Source organism: Mesorhizobium sp. M7A.F.Ca.ET.027.02.1.1, from assembly GCF_004022985.1.
In the GTDB taxonomy this organism is placed as follows: Bacteria; Pseudomonadota; Alphaproteobacteria; order Rhizobiales; family Rhizobiaceae; genus Mesorhizobium.
The window spans coordinates 1-21,042 of record NZ_RZOL01000004.1; the positions used below are offsets into that span (position 1 = coordinate 1).

General features: G+C 61.2%; 21 protein-coding genes, 1 tRNA gene and 1 pseudogene. 14 read left to right on the forward strand and 9 right to left on the reverse strand.

What is annotated here, in order from left to right:
* From EN749_RS01060 to EN749_RS01085, 6 genes and pseudogenes are all read right to left on the reverse strand, one after another.
* Nucleotides 1–362 (reverse strand): annotated as a pseudogene (locus EN749_RS01060) (30S ribosomal protein S12 methylthiotransferase RimO); the annotation flags it as partial.
* 136 nt (nt 363–498) lie between these two features.
* Complete coding sequence (locus EN749_RS01065) at nt 499–1,161, reverse strand: TerC family protein (protein WP_127271063.1); 663 nt, start codon at nt 1,159–1,161, stop codon at nt 499–501.
* 179 nt (nt 1,162–1,340) lie between these two features.
* On the reverse strand, nt 1,341–1,748 hold the full coding sequence (locus EN749_RS01070; RefSeq protein ID WP_189367281.1) for a DUF930 domain-containing protein: 408 nt from the start codon (nt 1,746–1,748) through the stop codon (nt 1,341–1,343).
* 56 nt (nt 1,749–1,804) lie between these two features.
* Nucleotides 1,805–2,503 (reverse strand): DUF2161 family putative PD-(D/E)XK-type phosphodiesterase, encoded by a 699-nt coding sequence (locus tag EN749_RS01075; protein ID WP_128362399.1) that lies wholly within the window; start codon nt 2,501–2,503, stop codon nt 1,805–1,807.
* A 102-nt stretch (nt 2,504–2,605) separates the two neighbouring features.
* On the reverse strand, nt 2,606–3,403 hold the full coding sequence (locus EN749_RS01080) for a sterol desaturase family protein (protein ID WP_127380380.1): 798 nt from the start codon (nt 3,401–3,403) through the stop codon (nt 2,606–2,608).
* A gap of 180 nt (nt 3,404–3,583) precedes the next feature.
* Entirely contained in the window at nt 3,584–4,477 is an 894-nt protein-coding gene (locus EN749_RS01085) for a LysR family transcriptional regulator (RefSeq protein WP_128362400.1), read from the reverse strand.
* 151 nt (nt 4,478–4,628) lie between these two features.
* Here EN749_RS01085 and EN749_RS01090 point away from each other — a divergent pair, with 151 nt between their 5' ends.
* Nucleotides 4,629–5,282, forward strand: a complete 654-nt coding sequence (locus EN749_RS01090) for a hydrolase (RefSeq protein ID WP_127395985.1) — start codon at nt 4,629–4,631, stop codon at nt 5,280–5,282.
* A 412-nt stretch (nt 5,283–5,694) separates the two neighbouring features.
* Here EN749_RS01090 and EN749_RS01095 read toward each other — a convergent pair.
* Nucleotides 5,695–5,784 (reverse strand) — tRNA-Ser (locus tag EN749_RS01095).
* A gap of 462 nt (nt 5,785–6,246) precedes the next feature.
* Nucleotides 6,247–6,588: a hypothetical protein gene (locus EN749_RS01100; protein ID WP_245463800.1), complete on the reverse strand. Its 342-nt coding sequence runs from the start codon at nt 6,586–6,588 to the stop codon at nt 6,247–6,249.
* Nucleotides 6,589–6,959: 371 nt separating this feature from the next.
* Between EN749_RS01100 and EN749_RS01105 the strand changes: the two genes are divergently transcribed.
* From EN749_RS01105 to EN749_RS01135, 7 genes are all read left to right on the forward strand, one after another.
* Complete coding sequence (locus EN749_RS01105; RefSeq protein ID WP_127399039.1) at nt 6,960–8,192, forward strand: septal ring lytic transglycosylase RlpA family protein; 1,233 nt, start codon at nt 6,960–6,962, stop codon at nt 8,190–8,192.
* 103 nt (nt 8,193–8,295) lie between these two features.
* On the forward strand, nt 8,296–9,459 hold the full coding sequence (locus EN749_RS01110; RefSeq protein WP_189367283.1) for a D-alanyl-D-alanine carboxypeptidase family protein: 1,164 nt from the start codon (nt 8,296–8,298) through the stop codon (nt 9,457–9,459).
* A 139-nt stretch (nt 9,460–9,598) separates the two neighbouring features.
* Complete coding sequence (gene tmk, locus EN749_RS01115; RefSeq protein ID WP_164895655.1) at nt 9,599–10,273, forward strand: dTMP kinase; 675 nt, start codon at nt 9,599–9,601, stop codon at nt 10,271–10,273.
* On the forward strand, nt 10,270–11,325 hold the full coding sequence (locus tag EN749_RS01120) for a DNA polymerase III subunit delta' (RefSeq protein WP_128362402.1): 1,056 nt from the start codon (nt 10,270–10,272) through the stop codon (nt 11,323–11,325). Before tmk ends, EN749_RS01120 begins: the two co-directional genes overlap by 4 nt.
* 141 nt (nt 11,326–11,466) lie before the next feature.
* Entirely contained in the window at nt 11,467–13,017 is a 1,551-nt protein-coding gene (gene metG, locus EN749_RS01125) for a methionine--tRNA ligase (RefSeq protein WP_128362403.1), read from the forward strand.
* Nucleotides 13,017–13,811, forward strand: coding sequence for a TatD family hydrolase (locus tag EN749_RS01130; RefSeq protein WP_128362404.1), 795 nt, complete (start codon nt 13,017–13,019; stop codon nt 13,809–13,811). Before metG ends, EN749_RS01130 begins: the two co-directional genes overlap by 1 nt.
* 3 nt (nt 13,812–13,814) lie before the next feature.
* Nucleotides 13,815–14,633 (forward strand): MBL fold metallo-hydrolase, encoded by an 819-nt coding sequence (locus tag EN749_RS01135; protein ID WP_128362405.1) that lies wholly within the window; start codon nt 13,815–13,817, stop codon nt 14,631–14,633.
* Nucleotides 14,634–14,646: 13 nt separating this feature from the next.
* Here the strand turns inward: EN749_RS01135 and EN749_RS01140 are convergent, their stop codons facing one another.
* A complete protein-coding gene (locus EN749_RS01140) occupies nt 14,647–15,291 on the reverse strand; it encodes a GNAT family N-acetyltransferase (RefSeq protein WP_245486637.1) in 645 nt (214 codons plus the stop codon).
* Nucleotides 15,292–15,614: 323 nt separating this feature from the next.
* Between EN749_RS01140 and EN749_RS01145 the strand changes: the two genes are divergently transcribed.
* The 6 genes from EN749_RS01145 (at nt 15,615) to EN749_RS01170 (ending at nt 20,772) form a co-directional block, all read left to right on the forward strand.
* Nucleotides 15,615–15,815, forward strand: coding sequence for a hypothetical protein (locus EN749_RS01145; RefSeq protein ID WP_128362407.1), 201 nt, complete (start codon nt 15,615–15,617; stop codon nt 15,813–15,815).
* Nucleotides 15,816–15,911: 96 nt separating this feature from the next.
* Nucleotides 15,912–16,589 (forward strand): hypothetical protein, encoded by a 678-nt coding sequence (locus EN749_RS01150; protein ID WP_128362408.1) that lies wholly within the window; start codon nt 15,912–15,914, stop codon nt 16,587–16,589.
* Between the two features lie 75 nt (nt 16,590–16,664).
* Nucleotides 16,665–18,290 carry a hypothetical protein gene (locus EN749_RS01155; RefSeq protein WP_128362409.1) on the forward strand — a complete coding sequence of 542 codons (1,626 nt, stop codon included), beginning with the start codon at nt 16,665–16,667 and terminating at the stop codon, nt 18,288–18,290.
* A gap of 117 nt (nt 18,291–18,407) precedes the next feature.
* Nucleotides 18,408–19,055, forward strand: a complete 648-nt coding sequence (locus EN749_RS01160; RefSeq protein ID WP_128362410.1) for a hypothetical protein — start codon at nt 18,408–18,410, stop codon at nt 19,053–19,055.
* A gap of 182 nt (nt 19,056–19,237) precedes the next feature.
* Nucleotides 19,238–19,642, forward strand: a complete 405-nt coding sequence (locus EN749_RS01165) for a M15 family metallopeptidase (RefSeq protein WP_189367285.1) — start codon at nt 19,238–19,240, stop codon at nt 19,640–19,642.
* A gap of 116 nt (nt 19,643–19,758) precedes the next feature.
* A complete protein-coding gene (locus tag EN749_RS01170; protein WP_128362412.1) occupies nt 19,759–20,772 on the forward strand; it encodes a hypothetical protein in 1,014 nt (337 codons plus the stop codon).
* The last annotated feature ends 270 nt before the right edge of the window (nt 20,773–21,042 follow it).

The following is a 21,042-nucleotide window of genomic DNA, read 5'->3' on the forward strand; positions in this document are numbered from 1 at the left end:
ACATAAGGGTCGTGCGAAGGCGGCGCGGCCTCATGCACGGCAGCCATCACGCTCTCATAGGCCTGCGGCCCGGTGATCGCCAGCACATTGGGGTGCTTTTCGCGAATGACGTCCGGCTCGGCGCCCAGGCAACCGGTGACGATCACCCGGCCGTTTTCCGAAAGCGCGGAGCCGATGGCGTTGAGCGACTCGTCGCGAGCGGAATCGAGAAAGCCGCAAGTGTTGACGACGACAAGGTCGGCGCCGTCATGCTTGCGGGCGATTTCGTAACCTTCGGCGCGCAGGCGCGTGATGATGCGCTCCGAATCCACAAGGGCCTTCGGGCATCCAAGACTGACAAAACTCACGCGTGGAGCGGACATAGAGCGTTTCCGGGCTTTTCAGGATTGCCGGCGCAGTACCACACTTATTGCGGCATTGGTATGGGCACGCCCGCGATGCGGCAAAACGCACGGCGGTCTTGCTTCCACGGCGTGAAGATGCCGATGTCCGCCAGCCTCAGCCGACCGCACCGTTTACATGCGGCCAAACCTCCACCGCGCCACGATAGATCATGTCCACAGCCACATAGAAAATGATCAGCAGGCCGACATAGGCAATCCAGCGGTGGCGATGCAGCAGCTTGGCAATGAAAGTCGCGGCCAGCCCCATCAGGGCGATCGACAGCACCAGGCCGATGATCAGCACCGGAAAATGGTCACGCGCCGCTCCAGCCACCGCCAGCACGTTGTCGAGCGACATCGACACATCGGCGACGACAATCTGCAAGGCAGCCTGGCCAAGGGTCTTGCGCTTCGTCTTGCCGGCGACCGCCTGGTCGTTGTTGAGGTCCGAATTCGACAGTGCCTCGGTCGCTTCCAATTCATCGGCATGGGACGTACGCAACTCGCGATACATCTTCCAGCAGACCCACAGCAGCAGGATGCCGCCGGCGAGCAGCAGGCCGACGATCGCCAGCAGCTTGACGGTAATTGCGGCAAACCCGATGCGCAGCACCGTTGCCGCCACCACGCCGAGAAGAATCGCCTTCTTGCGTTGTTCGGCAGGCAGGCCGGCCGCGGCGAGGCCGATGACGATCGCATTGTCGCCAGCCAGCACGAGGTCGATGGCGATGACCTGGAGCAGGGCGGTCAGACTGGCAGCGCTGAAAAAAATGTCCATCGACAGGAAGCCCTTGCTGATTTGCCGAGTGTTCGTCGATTATCCAGAGGCCCTAACTTGGTGGTCCCCTGGCGTCAAGGGATCACGCGTGGCTGCATCACCGAAGGAGCGTTGCGTCAAGCCGGATCAGGCTTTGCGGCACTCGCCGACAGCCGGGCAAAACCATGGCCGATCACAAATCAATCGTAGAGATTGTACTTTGCCCAGTCGGCTTCTGGAATCTCGTCCCCGATCCGGTAACGGAGCTGCAGAACTTCCATATGGTCCGGCGCGGTCTGGCACTTGAATTTCAGCCGGTACCACTGCCCCTTGCTGCGAAACGCAGCACCCGGGCTCTTGATTGCATCGGCACCCATCTCGGGCGTGGCGAAGGCGTAGGCGACGACGCGATCGGCTTTGAACTTGCGATCGTCATGGGTGATGCGGTCGAGCACTTCGGCGTCGCAACGCTGTTCAAGACGGGTTTGGGGATCGAGTTTCATCAGACCGGCGCGCAATGCATCGTCCATTGCGCTGGCTGGAAAACTCAGTGTCACTGACGCCAAGGCGGTCATGCAGAGCTTCTTCATGGGCGGGACAACCAACATATTTTGTCGGAGAAATCAACCGAGCGAACCGCCTCGGACGCCGCGGGAATCTTCAATCATATGGCCGGTGCGTTCAAAATTGCGTGTCGGGATTCGTCGTGCGATGCCTGCGGCCAACGGACCAAAGACGCACGGCCGGCATCGGTGAGATCGTAAAGGCCGCGGTCGACGCGCGCGAACCAGCCATAGACATTGTGCTGCAGGATTTTCGGCGCGATCGGCGTCACCGCCTTCAGATCTCGCGGCCGCCTGGGTCCGTCCGCCATGGCGGCAGCGCAGGCGAGGGCGCTTTGGCGATAGGCCGTCATGATCGGATTGCGCGATCCTCCTCCGGCAACCGGATCGCCGCGACGGCGCTGGTGCTCGTCGACCAGACGAGAGCGCCGGCGGGCATTCTTGCGCGGCGCCAGCTCGATCGGGCTGAGAAGCACTTCGACCCGGTCCGTCCCGGTCACACCGAGCAGGCCGAAGCCAAGACGGCGGCAGAGATTGCGGAACCTGGCATCGCTTTCGCGGCCCTTGCCGCGGGCCGACATGCGCGCGGCCAGCCACACCTCGTCGCAGGCCGCCGCGCGATCGACACCTTGCAGCACCAGTTCGAGATTGAACTGCAGCTTCAACTCGCAGATGACGACAACCGGCGGCTCCCCCTCGCGCAACGCAACGACATCGCAGCCGCCGATCTCGCCTTTGACGACGAAGTCGAGGCTTTCGAGGAACCGCTTCACCGGCGCATAGAGTGAGGTTTCGTTCATGCCTCAAGGTTTAGCCGATTCGACGCGAAAAGCCTTCCCGGGGTTCGTCGTTCCACGGCCCGAAAGCGGATCGGGGTGGATACCGCACCGTCGGGCCAGCTGTCAGGCTTCGGTGTTCGGCACTGCCCGGTTCGGCAGCTTCCTGCGGCGCAGGAGCGGATAGCCGATCTGACCGAAATAGGTGGAAGGGATCGGATCGTCGACGCCGTACTTTTCCGGCACCTTGTCGCCGGTGGGATTGTAGGTGCCGAACAGCATGTCGAGGAAAGGCAACTGCCCGGCGAAGTTCTTGTCATAGGCTTCGCGCTGGTTGGCATGGTGCCAGCGATGGAACTGCGGGCTGGCGATCAGCCACTTCAAAGGGCCGAACGGAATCCGCACGTTTGAATGCACAAGCAGCGTGTGTCCAAGGTAGATGGTCGAAAAGACGGCGATCGAGGCTTCCGAGAAGCCGAGGAAAAAGATCGGCGTCAGCGATATCGCCTTTGTGACGATGGCGTCGACAGGGTGATTGTGGAAGGCCCCGAGCCAGTCGAGTTCCTCAATGCCGTGGTGAACGGCATGGAACTTCCAAAGCGCGGGGATTTTGTGGAAGGCCCGATGTGTCCAGTAGACGCCGATATCGGTGATCACGATGATTTCGGCAACCTGCAGCCAGACGGGCTGGCCGCTGACGGCCTGCGTTATCGCCGGCGGGACCAGGAGCGCAGCGGCACCGAGCGCGCCTGCCGCCATCATGACGATGGCCAGCTTTATGATGAAGCCGTTGAACAGCAGATAAATCAGATCGACAGCGAAGCCCTTGCGGAAGATCTTCTGCGGCCGCTCGGCAAACAGATGTTCGAACGGAATGAAGATCAGCGCGCAGATCAACAGTGCCTTGATGCCAAAGATATCCATCGATTCGCCTCTGCGCGTCGTCTGCGCCTCCGAGAGGAACCACATCTCCCTTTCCAAAGGCTAAAGGCTCTGTAAGGGCGCTGACGCACGGAATGTGCAAGCAATGTCGCCGAACGCAATGGCTCGTAGCAATGGGACCGTCGAACGCGGTTCTTTGACACGCTTCGAACCGTTCGTGTCCTAGCCGTCAAGACCCCAAAGATCCGGGTTGCGTTTGAAATACTCAATCAGCATCTCGGTGAGCACGCGCACTTTCCGCGTAGGATGCTGCCCCGGCGGGCGTACGACATACGCAGCTCCCGGAGGTACCGGATAGCGTGTCATGATCGGGACCAGCGCGCCGGAGGCCACATGTTCATGTGTAATGCAATCGGGGAGCCAGGCGATGCCGAGACCCGCCGCCGCCGCCGCGGCAAGCGCCGTGGCGCTGTCGGCCTTGAACCTGCCCTGCGGCTGGACCGTAACAATCTTGTCGCCATCCATGAACTGCCAGGCTTCCGTTCCCTGCATGAGGGCCTGATGGGTGACGAGTTCGTCCGGAGTCTCGGGTGACGCGTGCGCTTTGATGTAATCCGGGCTCGCGACAAGCTTTCCATGGATAGGCCCGACGCGCTTCGCGATCAGGGTGGAGTCCTGAAGGTAGGCGCCCCGGATCGCGCAATCGAAACCCTCTGCGATGAGATCGACGAAGCGATCGCTGTATGAAGTATGGATGTGAAGATTCGGGTGCAGACGCGCCATTTCCGCGAGCACGGGGGCAAAATGGGTCGCGCCGAAAGTAAGCGGCATGGCAACCCTCAGGCGGCCGCGTAGCTCACCGGTGGGGAAGATCGCTTCCCTGGCCGTATCAATCTCGGCGCTGGCTCGGGCCGCATGATCTCTGAAAGTGATTCCCGCCTCCGTGAGCGCGGCGCCGCGGGTCGTTCGTGCAAGAAGCTGGACGCCAAGCTCCGCCTCAACCCGAAAGAGCCGCCGACTGACGATCGACTTGGAGACGCCGAGTCGGCGGGCGGCGGCCGATACGCCCCCGGCATCGGCCACTACGACGAATGTCTGCAGATCTTCGATGTCCAATCGGCGTTCCTCGTTTCGCGACACAGCTTGCCTGAATATGGCACTATCGCATCATTAAAAGGAACAGCAAATTGCGTTTCGGCAACGTCGCCCGCTGGCGCATGTCTCCCGAAAACCCATGCCGTCCAGACGGCAGAGAAAGGAAGTCTTGATGACCCCTCGTAACGGCCTTGCTTCGCTTCTTCGTCCCGAAGATTCGGTACTCGTTCTTATCGACCACCAGCCCTACCAGCTCTCGAACCTGAACAGCCACGACCCGCATGCAGTGGTCAACAACTCAACGGCCTTGGCAAAGGCCGCGAAGGCCTTCGGCGTTCCCACCATCCTGACGAGCGTCGTTGCCGATCGGGGCGGCCTGATCTTCCCCCACATCACCGACGTATTTCCCGGCCAGGAGGTCATCGACCGGACGTTCATCAATACCTGGGAAGACAGGAAGGTCGTGGACGCGGTCAAGGCGACCGGCCGCAAGCAGCTCATCATCGCTGGCCTGTGGACCGAGATCTGCGTCGCCATGCCGGTTATCCAGGCGTTGGGCGAAGGCTGGGACGTCACGGTCATCGCCGACGCCTCGGGCGGCACGTCGGTCGAAGCGCACGAGGTCGCCATCCAGCGCATGATCGCGGCCGGCGCGAACATGATGACCTGGCTGGCGCTGGCCTCGGAATGGCAGCGCGACTGGGCGCGGACTGAGCACGTCGGCGAGCTGACGGAAGTGCTCAAGCAGCACGTCGCTGGCAGCGGCATCGCGTACCTCTGGGAGCAGCAACTGCTCAACACGCCTGTGCCAAGCACCGCGGGCTGAACTGGGGAAGGTAACGAAAGCTGGAGCGATCCAGCGCCAACAGGCTGGCTGCTTATCGAGCCGCGTCATCCCGCTCCACAACCCGGCCGCCGCCTGAATGCAGGGCGGCCGGTGTCATCAACGATCACTTCCTCCAGCCATTGACCGCGACTGCAGCCGGCGCAACCTGACTATCTATCGCCTCATTGAAAGGACCATGGAGATGTTCGGCGGAGCGCTCCCGAGAGGAAATGACAGTCATCCATCCGAACTTCAAAGTGAGCCTGACGCACCGGGCGCTCTGATCGAGACGATGACTCGCAGTTCGGATATATCGACTTGGAACAGAGGACCTTGCAACCAAGCACGAGGTTGTCATCGCGTCTTAGGTACAAACTGCTACCCATGTCTCCGGGCTGGATAATTCGACGTCTGGCGGAGGAAGTGGGATTCGAACCCACGGTGAGCTTGCACCCACGCCGGTTTTCAAGACCGGTGCCTTAAACCGCTCGGCCATTCCTCCAACGTGGTTTATCAACCACTTGGGCAGCGCGGGGCCAACTCGTTTGGCCTGTTGGCACCGGATTGGCACCGAAGGCGTTCCCGGCTGGTTCGCGCTTCATTCCTGTAGAGCGGCATTGTGGGCTGCGTCAACCACCGCTGCGTCGCTTCGTGCTGTCCTGGGCAGACTCTGAGCGTGTCGGGATCGAGCGCCGGGACTAGCGCGGTCCAATGGTGCATGAAGAAGAAGCCCGCCGCGGGCGTTGCCCGAGATGTGAGGCGCTGCAGTGCTAGCATGCAGGGGCCCAGGCAAGAGCGCGATCCGGCTATCGACCGGAACCACCAAGCAACCGGGCGAGCGGGTTAATCCTCACAGGGCCCTCTTGGGACGGCTGCGGTATTTCCCCAAAAGTTTAGTTCGCCAAGGGAACAGCTGCTGGTGAAGAAGGCCGAAGCTGCAATTTGGCTCCGGCCTGAGCGGTCCTCAGTCTTTGCAGCTTTCATCGGCCTTTGCCGCCGCGGCCTTATCACCATGCTGCTGCGCCTCAATGTCCTGCTGCGAGGTTGCGAGATTCTTGTCGCCGCCGCCTTCAGCGCCCGCCAATGGCATTGTGGCGCCATCCTTGGCGGCTGGCTTGCCCGCGCTGTCCGTGGCTTTCGGGGCCTCTAAGGGCGCGTGAGTTCCATCTTTCGAAATGCCGGCGGTCTGCTCGGCATCCGTCCCGGCATTGGAAGCCGACTTGTCCGGGCATGCGGCGATCGCAGACCCGGCAGAAAGTGACATTGCGATCGCGATTGTCAATGAAGCCATTTTCATCATGCTCATCCTTCTGTTCGAGTGCCCTGCGGATGAAACTAGCGGCGCATTTCTTTGTTCCGGACTGTCGGTCCGCTGCCCGACAAAGCCTGTCAACGGGCAGGTATGGCCGGCAGGAGCGAAGCCAGGCTCTCTGTGGCAGAGGGCATCACATCTCTCGCGTGGAAGCGCGAAAATCGTTACTTTTCAGAGGGCTCTTGCGGTGGAGACGCCACAATCTTGCCCGGTTGCGGCCACAATCGGTTAATACCGTGATAAGCAATTCCTGCGCACAAAGGATCGGGGTTCGAAGGCGTCGCTGGTATTGGTCGGGTGAGTGTTTCGGCTTCTTCGACGGTTGGATACGACGTCTAGGCAAGACTGAAGGGGACATCAGGAAAATGCAGGCTGTGACGCAACCGCGTCTTCGTCGCGCTGCTGCAGTCGCGTTGTTCGCCATGTCGGCCGCCTTGCTGGCGGCTTGTGCGTCGCAGCCCGAGCCGAAAGCGATGGTCTACAAGAAGACCCGCTCCAAGGAATATTTCGCCGAATCCGAATATGGCGTGAAGGCAAGCCCGCGCGTGATCTCCCAGAATGGGCGCATCCAACGTGGCGGCGGCAGGGATCAGCTCGGCAAACCTTATCAGGTCCGCGGCAAGTGGTATTACCCGAAGGAAGACAAGCGCTACGCCAAGGTCGGCCTGGCCTCCTGGTATGGCGACGCCTTCCATGGCCGGCTTACCGCCAATGGCGAAGTCTACGACATGACCCACCTGACCGCAGCGCACCCGACCATGCCGCTGCCAAGCTATGCCCGCGTCACCAACCTCAAGACCGGCAGTTCGGTCATCGTTCGCGTCAACGATCGCGGCCCATATCACGAAGGCCGCATCATCGATGTGTCGGAGCGCGCTGCCCAGATGCTTGACTATGCCAACACCGGCACCGCTCAGGTGAAGGTCGAATATGTCGGCCGCGCGCCGCTTGACGGCGATGACGACCAATATCTGATGGCTTCCTACCATCCCGGCAACAGAGTGCCCGACCCGTCGGACGGACTGCCGACCGGCGTCATGGTCGCCATGAACGGGCCGTCGCCCAGCCTGCCTGCGGGCAGCGCGGCCGTGCCGTTTCCGGGCCAGTTGACCGATTCCGGTTCTGTCCAGCCGGCCATGTCGGCGCAGCCGTCGGCGTATGGCGATCTGGCGCTTCCCGATTTCGGGCCCATCGTGCCGGAACGCCCGCAGATCAATCTGCCGCCGCAATCGCCGTTTGCCGTGGCCTCGCTGTCCTACGCCGACGAACGGGTCGAACGCGCCTCAAGTGCCTTCGCTGCGCTGGGTGGCGACGGCATGTCGCCGGCCGACGTGCTTCAATCGTGGAAGCGGCAGCCGCCACCGGCCGGTCCGTCCACCGACTATGTCGCTGCCGGTTCGTTCGAGGACGCCGGAGAAGCCAAGCGTATTGCCGCTCAGCTTGCCGCCTTCGGCAAGATCGAGATCCAGCGTTCGGAACTCGACGGCGAGGATTGGTATTCGGTCAATCTCTATCCCGATGGCCACCGCAATCTGGACGAGATGTTGCAGGCTGCCTGGTCGCATGGCGCTCCCGATGCGCTGGCTGTGCGCAACTGAGCACAAGCCAGGCTGGATTTCCGCTACGCGGTTGATCCGCCGTGCAAAAAGCCCGATACTTTTTGCGGGCTTGCCGGCGGTGCCGGCCAACGGGTCGAACATCATGCAATTTCGCTTGCTCCCGCTCGCCGGGCTTCTGGTTTTTGGCCTGCTGCTGTTTTTCCAGGCTCCGGCCGGTGCACAGCTGTTCGAGACCAAGGCCGCACAGGCCTTCATGATCGACGCCGAGACCGGGACGGTGCTGTTTTCCAAGGATGCCGACAAGCCGATACCGCCGGCCTCGATGGCCAAGCTGATGACCATGGAAGTGGTTTTCAACGCCATCAAGTCTGGTCGCCTGAAGCTCGACGATACGTTCGTTGTCAGCGAAAACGCCTGGCGCAAGGGCGGCGCGCCTTCCGGAACATCCACGATGTTCGCCAAGCTCAAGTCGTCGATCCGGCTCGAAGACCTGATTCAGGGCGTGACCGTGCAGGCGGCCAATGACGGCTGCATCATCATCGCCGAAGGCATGTCGGGATCCCAGGACAATTTTGCCGCGCAGATGACCGAACGGGCCCGCCAGATCGGCCTCAAGACGTCGACTTTCGTCAATTCGACCGGCCTGCCGGCAGATGGCCAACAGACGACCGTGCGCGAGCTGGCGCAGCTCGCCCTGCACCTGTGGCGCGATTATCCGGATTTCTACCGCTATTACGGCCAGAAGGATTTTACCTGGAACAAGATTTCGCAGAGGAACCGCAATCCGCTGCTGGCGATGGACATCGGCGCCGACGGCCTGGCGGTCGGTGCGAGCGAGGCAGCCGGCTTCGGCATCGTCGGTACAGTCAGTCACAACGGCACACGGGTGATCGCGGCGATGAGCGGGTTGGCCTCGGACAAGGAGCGTGCCGAAGAGGCGCGAAAGCTGCTCGACTGGGGTGTCCGCTCGTTCGAGAAGACCGAAATCTTCGCCAGGGACGAGGTGGTTGGAGAAGCCCAGGTTTTTGGCGGCGCCAAGCCCGGGGTGATGCTGAAGGCCAAGGGTCCGATCGACATCTTCCTGCCGATCACCAACCGCGACAAGCTGACGGCCAGGATCGTCTATGACGGCCCGATTGCAGCACCGGTGGAGGAGGGGCAGCCGGTGGGTGCGCTGCGCGTCTGGATCGGCGATACGCTGAGCCAGGAGACGCCGCTTTTCGCAGCCGAATCGATCGGCGTCGGCACGCTGCCGCAGCGCGCTCTCGATGCAGTCAAGGAACTGGCGGTCGGCTGGCTGCGCTAAGGTACGTCGCTCAAATCTGGCCATGGTTTTGGCGAACGACATGCATGAAAGCAAAAAATGACGGCATGGACGTTTGGCCGAACGCGGACTATCTAGAGCGCTACAATCCCATTCAGCCATGGACAAGAAGGCCTCTCGGTTGGCACGCGGTTTTTTCATCACCTTCGAAGGCGGCGAGGGGGCAGGCAAGTCGACGCAGATCGAGCGGCTGGCCAGGAAGATGCGCGCCAAGAAATACGATGTGCTGCTTACCCGCGAACCTGGCGGCTCGCCGGGCGCCGAAGCCGTCAGGCATGTGCTGCTTTCGGGCGCGGCCGAACCGTTCGGACCGAAGATGGAAGCGCTGCTTTTCGCCGCCGCGCGGTCCGATCATGTCGAGCAGCTCATCCGGCCGGCGGTCGAGCGTGGCTCCATCGTGCTTTGCGACCGCTTCCTCGATTCCTCGCGCGTCTACCAGGGCGTCACCGGCGGCATCGATCCGGCGTTCATGGATGCGCTGGAGCAGGTCGCCATCAACGGCATGATGCCGGACATGACGCTGATCTTCGACATCGATCCGGCGGAAGGCCTGAGGCGCGCAACGCTGCGGCGCGGCACCGAGGCAGTCGCCGACCGCTTCGAAAAGGAGACGCTGGCGATCCATCAGGCCCGCCGCGAGGCGTTTCTGGCGATCGCCAAGGCCGAGCCGGAGCGCTGCATCGTCGTCGACGCAGCCGCCGAGCCCGACGCGGTCGAGAACGTCGTCACCGCGGCGGTGTTCGCGGCACTGGCGGCGAGAACGCCGGCACGCGACAGGCAGGCAACGCCGGCATGATCTTCGAGCGCATCGCACCCGAGCAGCACGACACGCTGGACGGCGTGCCGGAGCCCGCCGAAACGCCCCTTCTGGTTGGGCACAGCCAGGCTGCGGGCGTGCTCACCGCTGCCTATCGGGCGGGCAAGCTGCCTCATGCGCTGATCTTCTCCGGACCGATCGGCATCGGCAAGGCGACACTGGCCTTCCATCTTGCGCATCATCTGTTGAAGCACCCCGATTTTGCGCAGGCGCCGGAAAGCCTTGCCGCTCCCGATCCGGCTTCGTCGCTGTTTCGCCAGATCGCCACCGGGGCGCATCCTTCCGTGCTGCATCTGACCCGGCCGCTGAACGACAAGACCAAGAGTTTCAAGACAGTCGTCACCGTCGATGAGATCCGCAAGGTCAGCCGCTTCCTATCGCTGACCTCGCACGACGGCAGCTATCGGGTGGTCATCGTCGATCCCGCCGACGACATGAACACCAATGCCGCCAATGCGTTGCTGAAAAATCTTGAAGAGCCGCCGGCACGGACGCTTTTCATCCTGATTGTCCACGCGCCGGGCAGCCTGCTGCCGACGATCCGGTCGCGCTGTCAGGTGGTGCGATTGAACCCGCTCGACGCCGACGACCTGATGACGGTGCTGGAAACGACCGAGCCGGCGCCGCCTGACGATCCGGCGGCTCGCGCGGCACTGGTCGGGCGGGCAGGGGGCAGCGCCCGCAACGCGATCCTGTTGACGCAGTATGGCGGGCTGGAGATCGCCTCCACGCTCGACACTCTGGTCACCGGCAGAAAGAGCGATGTCGGCGGCGCGTTTCGCCTCGCCGAAGCCGTGGCCGGCCGCGATCAGGCGATCCAGTTCGATATCTTCAACCGCCGGGCGCTGGACCTGTTGTCGGACGCGGCAAGTCAGGCAGCACTGGCGGGCGATCTCGCACGGGCCAAAAAATTGTCGGACACTTGGCATGAGGCGCTGGACGCTATATCTGAGACCGACACCTACAATCTCGACAAGAAGCAGCACGCCCTGATCATGATCGACCGCCTGAATTCTGCAATGCGAATGTGACGGTTTTCCCGATGCATGCCGTTGCCCCTAAAACCGGGGCCACTTTTGGGCGGCATGCATTGGCATCGGGATGGCAAATGCTGCCTCGATACGATATCCACCGCCACGCCTTTCCATTCAGACATTCATGACGGTTCATTCATGTCACGCGACAAGTTCTACATCACCACCCCGATCTTTTATCCGAACGGCAAGCCGCATATCGGCCACGCCTATACGGTCATTGCAACCGACGCCCTGGCGCGCTTCCAGCGCCTGGATGGCAAGGACGTATTCTTCCTGACCGGTACCGACGAACACGGTCTGAAGATGCAGCAAACGGCCGAGAAGGAAGGCATAACGCCGCTGGCGCTGGCCGACCGCAATTCGGCGATTTTCCGCGCCATGACCGAGGCGATGGGTGGCTCGAACGACGACTACATCCGCACGACGGAACCGCGCCACTACGAATCCTGCCAGGCAATCTGGAAGGCGATGGCCGCCAATGGCGACATCTATCTCGACCGCTATAGCGGCTGGTACTCGGTTCGCCAGGAAGCCTATTTCGACGAAGGTGAGACGATCGTCGGCGACGACGGCGTGCGTCGCGAACCGCTTGGATCGCCCGTCGAATGGAACGAGGAAGAAAGCTACTTCTTCAGGCTTTCCGCCTATCAGGACAAATTGCTGGCGCTTTATGAGAGCCAGCCCGACTTTGTCGGTCCGACCGAGCGCCGCAACGAGGTGCTCAGCTTCGTCAAGTCCGGGCTGAAGGATCTGTCGATCTCGCGCACGACCTTCAAATGGGGCGTGCCGGTGCCGGGCGACGACAAGCATGTGATGTATGTCTGGGTCGATGCCTTGACCAACTACATCACCGCCGCCGGCTATCCCGACACGACGGCCGAGCAATGGCGCTATTGGCCGGCTACGCACATCATCGGCAAGGACATTGTCCGCTTCCATGCGGTCTATTGGCCGGCCTTTCTGATGTCAGCGGGCATCGAGTTGCCAAAGCGCGTTTTCGCGCATGGCTTCCTGTTCAACCGCGGCGAGAAGATGTCGAAATCGGTTGGCAACGTCGTGGATCCATTCGCGATGGTCGAGCACTACGGTCTCGACCAGGTGCGCTACTTCTTCCTGCGCGAGGTGCCCTTCGGCAACGACGGCAGCTACAGCCATGACGCGATCGTCAACCGCACCAATGCCGACCTTGCCAATGGTCTCGGCAACCTGGCGCAGCGCTCGCTGTCGATGATCGCCAAAAACTGCGGCGGCGTGGTGCCACAGCGCGGCGACCTGACGGATGCCGACAGCGCGATCCTGGACCAGGCCGTCGCCGCTCTCGACACCGCGCGCAAGGCGATGGCCGAGCAGGGCATCCATCTGGCGCTGGCGTCGATCTTCGGCGTGGTGGCGGAAGCCGATCGCTACTTTGCCGGAGAGGCGCCATGGGCGTTGAAGAAGACCAACCCGGTGCGCATGGAAACGGTGCTGTGGACGACCGCCGAAGTCGTGCGCCGCGTGGCGGTGCTGTGTCAGCCCTTTACTCCGGGATCAGCCGCCAAACTGCTCGATCTGCTGGCGGTGCCGGCGGACAGCCGCGATTTCGCGCATGTCCACGCGGACCATGCGCTGGTGCCGGGCACCGCGTTACCCGTGCCGGAAGGGGTTTTCCCACGTTACGTCGACCAGCCGGACGCGAACGTCTGATGCTCGTCGACAGCCACTGCCATCTGGATTTTCCAGATTTCGCCGAGGAGCGGGCTGCTGTTGTCGCTCGCGCCAAGGCGGCCGGTATAGGCCGCATGGTGACGATCTCAACTCGGGTGAAGAGATTTCAGCAAATCCTTGAAATCGCAGAGACTTTCGACGAAGTATACTGTTCGGTCGGCACCCATCCGCACAATGCCGCGGAAGAGCTCGGCGTAACATCTGCCGATCTCGTGCGGCTGGCCGCCCACCCGAAAGTGGTGGCGATCGGCGAGGCCGGTCTCGACTATTTCTACGACAAGGCGCCACGCGATGCGCAGGCACAAGGCTTTCGCAATCACATCGCCGCCGCACGCGAAACGGGGCTGCCGCTGGTCATCCATTCGCGCGATGCCGATGCAGATATGGCTGATATTCTTGAGGCCGAAACGGGGAAGGGCACCTTCCCCTTCATCCTGCACTGCTTTTCTTCCGGGCGTCGGCTTGCCGAAATTGGCGTCGCTCTCGGCGGCTACGTGTCGTTCTCGGGTATCCTGACCTTCAAGAATTCGGCTGAGTTGCGCGCCATTGCCGCCGATGTGCCGCATGACCGCCTGCTGGTCGAAACCGACGCGCCCTACCTGGCGCCCGTGCCGTTTCGCGGCAAACGCAACGAGCCGGCCTATGTCGCCCATACCGCCAAGGTGCTGGCCGAAACCATCGGCGTCAGCGAAGCTGAAATCGCTGATCTGACGACGGATAATTTCTTCCGGCTGTTCGGCAAGATGCCGCGGCCTGTAGAGCAAAGCGCCTGAACGATGACCGACCGGCTGCGCCTCACCATTCTCGGCTGCGGCTCGTCGCCAGGTACGCCGCGCATCACCGGCGACTGGGGCAATTGCGACCCCGACAACCCGAAGAACCGGCGCACGCGTGCCGCCGCACTCGTCGAGCGGATCGCGTCGAATGGCGGCCGCACGACTGTGGTCATCGACACGGGGCCGGATTTTCGGCACCAGATGCTGCTGGCCGGCGTTAAACGTATCGATTCGGTCGTCTATACCCACCCGCATGCCGACCATATCCATGGCATCGACGATCTGCGCGGCTTCGTTCTCGATCAGCGCCAGCTGATCGACGTTCATGCCGACAGGGCGACGATGCTTCGGCTGCGGGAAGCGTTCGGATACTGTTTCGAGACGCCGCAAGGCAGTTCCTATCCGCCGATCGTCAGGCCGCATCTCATCGACCACACCAGGCCGGTGGTCATCGAAGGAGAGGGGGGTACCCTCACCCTCGAGCCGCTGCCGCAGATCCACGGCGACATCGTATCGCTCGGTTTCCGCATCGGCGGTCTCGCCTATTGCCCCGACATCAGCGACTTTCCGGAGCCCACCGCCGAACGGCTGCGCGCCCTCGACGTGCTGATCATCGATGCGCTGCAATACCGGACGCATCCTAGTCACCTGTCCCTTGGCGAAGCGCTTGATTGGATCGAGCGGCTGGCGCCGATACATGCGGTGCTGACGCATATGCACGTGCCGCTCGACTACGCAACGGTGGTGGCCGAGACACCAGCCAATGTCGAACCAGCCTATGATGGGATGATGATTGAAATCCCTTATGAATCAGTGTGATGCGAACAGAGCTTCATGAGAGCTTCCGGCTCCTTGACGCAAATATCAGCAGCGTTCCGATCCGCTCGTAGCCCATCCGGGGATAAAGCAGCGCCCCGGCGTGGGTTGCAGCCAGCGCCGAGTACCTCGACCCACGCGCCCGATCGTCGTGCAACATTCTCGACATCAAAGCCTGGCCAATGCCGCGACGCCGGTGCGACGGCTCGACATACATGCTCGAACACCATGTGGCTCCCAGGGCATCAAGGCTGCATACGCGCCCAACGATATCGGCGCCATCGACTGCCACATACTGACGGAATGGCGCGCTGTCGCCGAGCAAATCGTCTGGGATCGGCTGCCTGCGGATGATCTTTCCCAACTGCGCCGCCCGTTCGGCTGCCTGCACGCGTTCGATCGAAGCAACCGCCGGCGGGCTGGGAATCCGGCGCAATCGGTGGACAAAAAAGCCTTCGGTCCGAAGCAGCCGGTAGCCGAGAGCTTTGTAGGCGGTTCGTGTCGGCCCGTCCGGATCCTCGTGCGCGATCATAACGGAAATGGCAAAGCCCGGCCGTGCATGCTGCCGCACGATGGCATCGGCCTCTTGAGCGGCGACGTCATGGACGACCCATTCTTCGCCGCGGTAGTCGCGAGGATTCTTGCGCTCGGCGTCGCGCATCAGCCACAACGGCCCAACACGGCTGGCCACGTAAGGAAAGGTGCGGCTTCTGTCGGCGCTGAAGCCTTGCACCAACACTTCAATCGCCGCTTCGATCTCGCTGTTTGCCATCTTCATCTAGACAGCCTAGCGTTGGCTATTCGCCCAAGGCAAGACGCCACGAACGCTCAAGCCTATGAGAATCAGCGGCAATTTACAGTTCCTGGCCCATGTGTTAGTTCCATAATCTATCTTATGCGACAAAAGGTTCGAACCCTTTCGTTCGCCGCTAGGTGAAAGCCGGAACCTTTCGAAAGTCCCTGATATGAAGGGAAACGAAAGGAATGAAACATGTCATTCTCAAGACCATCGTCGTGCCCATCGTCACGCGTATCGGCACCGGCATCGGTGCCTATCTCATGGCGAAGGGCCTTGACGGTGGTCTCGCGGACCAGCTGGTCAACGGTCTGCTGGCTGTCGTTCTGGTTGGTTGTGACCTGATCACCGGCAAGGTTCTGAACCTCCTTCCAAAGGAGGCGGTCTAGTTCATCGGTGAACTGATCACCGCTGGTGCGGGCATTCTCGGCTCGCTGTTCGGCGGTGGCGACAAGGAAACAACCTCCCACGTTGACTATGCCCGCATGGTCAAGGATGCGGAAGCGGCGGGGTTCAATCCCCTCACCGCTATTCGTAACGGCGGCTCCGCTGGCTTCACGTCCACCTCTACGCCCGGCCTGTCGTCCGGCGAGTTCTTGGCGGACGCTCTCAAGGGCGTCGGCCAGATCGTGTCCAGCTATGATCCTATGGCGAAGGCCACCTCTGATCTTGAATTCAGGATCAAGCAAGAGACGCTGCGCAACCTCCAGGCCGATACGGCTCAAAGGCTGCGGGCGTCTGTCGGCGGCGTGCCTGCCTCTCGAGGCTCGTCGGTCGTCACGTCGCCGGGCGGCATGAACCACGCGTCTGCGGGTTCTCCGATGGTTCCGAAGGTCCAGCAGTCGAACGCTACCAATCCGTATCCAGTGGATACGGGGGCGGTGATTAACCCGAACGTTCCGGACGCGGAAGCGTACGAAAACCGGTACGGCGACAGCGAAATCGGCTCGATGTTGGCTGGCGGATACGTCCTTGCTCGCGACCTGTGGGAGCAGGCGTCTCGCGCCGGGCCGGGTACGAAACTGCCCGGCTTCGGGGATCGGATGTTCACGATACCCCCTCTGCGTACCGGCACATACAAGCCGGTTCGTCCTACCTCCAGAAACTCGGCAGGCAAGCAGCTTTATCAGTCTTCGCCGATCCTGCCGCCAAGTGGCTGGTAACCGGCGCTGCGGCGCTTGCATGCGCCGCCGCGCGAAACTCCGGAAACTCCTCAAAAGCCTGAAAGGCAAAAAGAAATGACTCGTACAGGTACTGCACCAATCGACATTCCGCGCACCAATCGTGTTCACACAGGGCGCGGCATTACTTCCCTGCCCGCTGGCAAAATGGTGCCGGTGTTCTGCGCCGGCCTGCACCGCGAGGATGCAATCGCCAGCGGTCCCCTGCGTCTCTCCTTCGAGCTGCAGGAAACGGTGGAAATCCTGATGAACGCCGTTCGCGTCGATGTGAAAGCGTACGTCGTGCCCATGCTGGCGCTCGACCGTTTTCAAGGGTCCATGGACATTCTGAACCGGTCTTATGAGCAGAAGCCACCTGTCACGGGCGGTACGGTTATTCCGTTCATCGAAACGATGGCGGGACCGGCCTATAAGACCAACGACATTATGACCTATCTCGGCCTGCACTACACGCCGGGGCGGATGATCAATACGGCCATTATCGAGGCCTATAACCAGATTTGGAACTACCGGGCGACCAATCGTTCCAAGTCGCTTGCGCCTCGTACGCGCCTCCAGGCGAACTTGGCCCCGGCCTTCTGGAACCACGAAATGTTTAAGCATGTGGTGCCTGACTTTGATCAGGCCAAGGCCGATGGCAACGTGGCGTTGAACGTCGTTAACACCAAGATGCCGGTCAAGGGCATCGGCTTGACGAAAGCCGGGACCTATAACGCGGTCGCTAACGTCCGCGAAGCTGACGGGACCGTCAACAACTATGCGAGCGGCGCTTTCTCTGACGCCGGATCGCAAAGCTATACGATGAAAGTGACGGCGCCGGGCGGCACGGCCATTCCGGACGTGTACGCGGAACTGGCGGCAAACGGCATCACCATATCGCTCGCCAATATCGAGCTCGCCAAGAAAACACAGGCGTTCGCTCGTATGCGCGAGCAGTATGCGGGGCACTCCGACGAATGGCTGATCAATATTCTTATGGACGGTATCTCCGTCCCTGATCAGGCGTTGAAAGACCCTCTGCTGGTCGGCGAAGCGTCGACCATCTTTGGCTTTGGCAAGCGCTACGCGACCGACGGCGCGAACCTGACAAAGAGCGTTGCCAATGGCGCAACGTTTGTCGATCTCAATATCAGGCTTCCGCGCCTCAATACGGGCGGTGTCCTGATGATCGTCGCGGAAATCACGCCCGAACAGTTGTTCGAGCGGCAGAAAGACGCCTTCCTTCACATGACGGACGCGGAGGCGGATCGTCCGAAGTTCCTTCGCGACTACCTCGACCCTGAAAAGGTCGCCGTGGTCCCCAACGAATATGTGGACGTCAATCACGCCACGCCCAACGCGACGTTCGGCTATGCGCCGATGGGCTATCAGTGGAACATTACCGCTCCGCACATCGGCGGGCGGTTCTATCGTCCTCTGGCCAACGCCACGTTTGACGAGGATCGGCAACGCTTCTGGGCTGTCGAGACGATCAATCCGACACTCGGCCCGGATTTCTACCTCTGTACGAATATCCATACCAAGCCGTTCGCGGTGACAAATCAGGATATCGCGGAAGTCGTCATTCAGGGCGATCTCATCATTCAGGGCAATACGCAGTTCGGCCCTGCCCTCATCGAAGCGTCCAACGATTACGCCAAGGTTCTGGCGGAGACCGACCAGACCCGCATCGTCAAGCCGTAACTCGTTCTCGCCCTCGCTAGTGGCTTCGGCCACTAGCGGGAATAATTTTCTAACAATGGATCAGAAATGAGCTCGCCTGGCTGGCTCAAAATGCAACAAATCTGGAAGGATTTTCTAATGATCACTCTCGACACTCTCAACGACTGGCATCCGCTGTCGGGGTCCATCGTCCTTCGCTCGGGCGATGATCGTGTGCGGCGTGTACGGGTCTATCTCAACTGCATGGAACCGACACCGCTGTTTGTCATCGGGCATAGCGCCGGTGACGATGGCAGGCCGGTTAAGGCCCCTGCCCGCTTCCTCTGCACCATGCCGGCCGGTCTCGAAGAGCTTGAATTCTATGCAGCCGGCGATGTGGAAATCGGCGCGGACCACGCGGACCGCGTCGTCTACTACCAGTCAACGGAGGGCGAAACGTATTGGTTCGATGGCGACGGCGAAAGCTTTACCACAATCCATGAGCGCACTCCGCGCAATGAGGCCCTTGAATGGGTCCAGTTCCAGTCGGAACAAAATCAGAAGCGCATGCAAGCGGTCCTGCGCGCTGAAATGGACGAGCAACTGGCCGCGATGAGTGGACGACAAACTGGAGTACATGGCGGCGAGGCTCCGCAACATCCGAAATCTCAGCGGCCCGGAAAAGCGCCGTCCCCTGATGGGCGGCGGCTCGATAAGCCGGGGAACCGCGTGGGGGTCGCACCTGTCCAACCAACGGGATCGGGCGTTGACGCTGACGAACCGGCTCGCGGCGAAGAAGAAGAATGAGCGTAGCGGATAAGGTCCGCGAGGCTGTCGCGCGTCTTCACGCGCGACAGTCCTTCCTCCCTGACCATCGCGTCAGGCGCGCACCTGAACGAGTCCTAGAGCCCCCCGTTATTAGTAACGACGATGAGGTGTCTCTGAGACAGTCCCTCGCCTCAATCGCTGATCGGCAATTCTGCCTCGGTGTGAAATACAGCGAACAGCAAATGCGGGCTAACCGCACTATTGCTCATCCTGAAATCGATGATTTCGGGCGGCTGCTCGTCAAACGAATGCGGCGGCTCGATGTCCCCATGTTCGTCTCGACCCTCTATCGGGGTCGCGACGATCAAGAGGCGGCTTACGTCCTCGGCAACTCAAACGCCAAGTGGGGTCAAAGTGCCCACAATTTCGGGCGCGCCGTTGACGTGATCCACGGAACTAAGGGCTGGAACCTGTCTCGTCAGGAATGGTCCATCATCGGTCATGTCGGCAAGGAACTTGCCGAACAGCGCGGCCTCAAGGTCACTTGGGGCGGCGACTGGAAAAGACCGTGGGACCCTGCCCACTGGGAACTAACCGACTGGCGGACGTTGAAAGACGCTCCGTAAGTCGATGGTGCGGACCTGTTTTTGCTCGAAGTAGCTAAAAAACAGGTCCGTCACCGCACAACACAATTCTTGTCCCCATGTGCAATTAGTGACAGCCAACAACTTCGGAATGCTCTATGTGCAAAGCTCCTCAGACACTTTCGGACGGAACGGTTGTTGGCTGTCGCAATTGCTCGCAATGCTTTGGCCGCTCCGTCGATGACTGGACAGGCCGTTGCATTGCGGAAAGTAAGTTTGCAAGCGCTCCGTTCTTTATCTCGCTGACCTATGGTCGCGACGAGAACGGCAAGTCCGATCACCTTCGGTCGGCGCTGCTCACTTACTCTGATGTCCAGAAATATTTTAAGCGCCTTCGCGCGGCGGGCTATCCTGCCCGTTATTTCGCTGTGGGCGAATACGGCTCCGCTAAGGGCCGTGCCCACTGGCATCTACTCGTCTTCTGGAAGGATGGCGTTCCGGCTCATAAGCCTTCTACGCGCGCCGTACCGGTGCGCTTTAATCAGGAACATTGGAAGCATGGCTTCTCGACGTGGGAACCACTCGGCCTGTCCGCCGAAGACACTGCCGCCGCTGTCCGGTACGTCTGCAAGTACCTCAATAAGGACCTCGGCGGCCCAGAACGGCAGGCGCTCTGTCGCATGTCGAAAAAGCCCCTGCTCGGGGCCTCATGGCTCCATGAGCGGGCTCGCCTGCATGTCGGCCAGGGCATTGCCCCGCAAGACCTGTTCTACAGCTTCCCGGACCTAAAGGCTCCTGACGGGAGCCCTAAGCAGTTCATGCTGCGTCCGGGCTCTGCTGCTGCTGACCTGTTCTGTCAGTCCTTTAATGACCAATGGGCGCAAGCCTATTCCTGCTCGCCGCTCTATGCGCGTCGTCTTGTCGATCGCAAGGCGGGCTTGGTCGAAGAAAGCCAGATCGTTGGCTTTAAGGGCGATGGTCGCCCGCCCCCTCCGTCCGACCTCATGGATGAGTACGGCGATAGGGTTCTCCGCACTATGGAAGGAAAAGTCGAATGGCTTCTAAAGGACGAAAAAAAACAGGAAGAGTATCGCGACCGAATACGGGCAAAGTATTGGGACCCCAATTACGGCGCGGGGTTCAATCTCTACCCGCCGCATTTGCAAGGGTAGGTCCCCTCACCTCTTCCCCTCCCAAGCCCAAGGCTGCCCTGCCCGTCCGGTTCGCCCGTGACGATCTGGCAAGGCGTATGGCCGTGGGTCGTGCTGAGCACGACAAGCGGCTTGCCGCTGGCTTCTTAGCTCCAACCGAAGGTGACAAACCTCGCCGCTCGCGGCTCAATATCTCGGCTCTGGCCCCATCAAAAAAGCACCCTAATCCGTCGCCGGGTAAACCCGTCGATCATAAAAAATCGCGCGACGATCTCATAAGGTGCAAAAAAA

Excerpts from the sequence above, each read along its gene's own strand:
- EN749_RS01145 (WP_128362407.1), top strand. The coding sequence starts at position 15,615 with ATGAAACATGTCATTCTCAAGACCATCGTCGTGCCCATCGTCACGCGT.
- EN749_RS01140 (WP_245486637.1), bottom strand. The coding sequence starts at position 15,291 with ATGCGCGACGCCGAGCGCAAGAATCCTCGCGACTACCGCGGCGAAGAA.
- EN749_RS01105 (WP_127399039.1), top strand. The coding sequence starts at position 6,960 with ATGCAGGCTGTGACGCAACCGCGTCTTCGTCGCGCTGCTGCAGTCGCG.
- EN749_RS01155 (WP_128362409.1), top strand. The coding sequence starts at position 16,665 with ATGACTCGTACAGGTACTGCACCAATCGACATTCCGCGCACCAATCGT.
- EN749_RS01170 (WP_128362412.1), top strand. The coding sequence starts at position 19,759 with ATGTGCAAAGCTCCTCAGACACTTTCGGACGGAACGGTTGTTGGCTGT.
- EN749_RS01120 (WP_128362402.1), top strand. The coding sequence starts at position 10,270 with ATGATCTTCGAGCGCATCGCACCCGAGCAGCACGACACGCTGGACGGC.
- EN749_RS01110 (WP_189367283.1), top strand. The coding sequence starts at position 8,296 with ATGCAATTTCGCTTGCTCCCGCTCGCCGGGCTTCTGGTTTTTGGCCTG.
- EN749_RS01070 (WP_189367281.1), bottom strand. The coding sequence starts at position 1,748 with ATGTTGGTTGTCCCGCCCATGAAGAAGCTCTGCATGACCGCCTTGGCG.
- EN749_RS01135 (WP_128362405.1), top strand. The coding sequence starts at position 13,815 with ATGACCGACCGGCTGCGCCTCACCATTCTCGGCTGCGGCTCGTCGCCA.
- EN749_RS01075 (WP_128362399.1), bottom strand. The coding sequence starts at position 2,503 with ATGAACGAAACCTCACTCTATGCGCCGGTGAAGCGGTTCCTCGAAAGC.
- EN749_RS01080 (WP_127380380.1), bottom strand. The coding sequence starts at position 3,403 with ATGGATATCTTTGGCATCAAGGCACTGTTGATCTGCGCGCTGATCTTC.
- EN749_RS01090 (WP_127395985.1), top strand. The coding sequence starts at position 4,629 with ATGACCCCTCGTAACGGCCTTGCTTCGCTTCTTCGTCCCGAAGATTCG.
- EN749_RS01130 (WP_128362404.1), top strand. The coding sequence starts at position 13,017 with ATGCTCGTCGACAGCCACTGCCATCTGGATTTTCCAGATTTCGCCGAG.
- EN749_RS01150 (WP_128362408.1), top strand. The coding sequence starts at position 15,912 with ATGGTCAAGGATGCGGAAGCGGCGGGGTTCAATCCCCTCACCGCTATT.
- metG (WP_128362403.1), top strand. The coding sequence starts at position 11,467 with ATGTCACGCGACAAGTTCTACATCACCACCCCGATCTTTTATCCGAAC.
- EN749_RS01065 (WP_127271063.1), bottom strand. The coding sequence starts at position 1,161 with ATGGACATTTTTTTCAGCGCTGCCAGTCTGACCGCCCTGCTCCAGGTC.
- EN749_RS01100 (WP_245463800.1), bottom strand. The coding sequence starts at position 6,588 with ATGAGCATGATGAAAATGGCTTCATTGACAATCGCGATCGCAATGTCA.
- EN749_RS01160 (WP_128362410.1), top strand. The coding sequence starts at position 18,408 with ATGATCACTCTCGACACTCTCAACGACTGGCATCCGCTGTCGGGGTCC.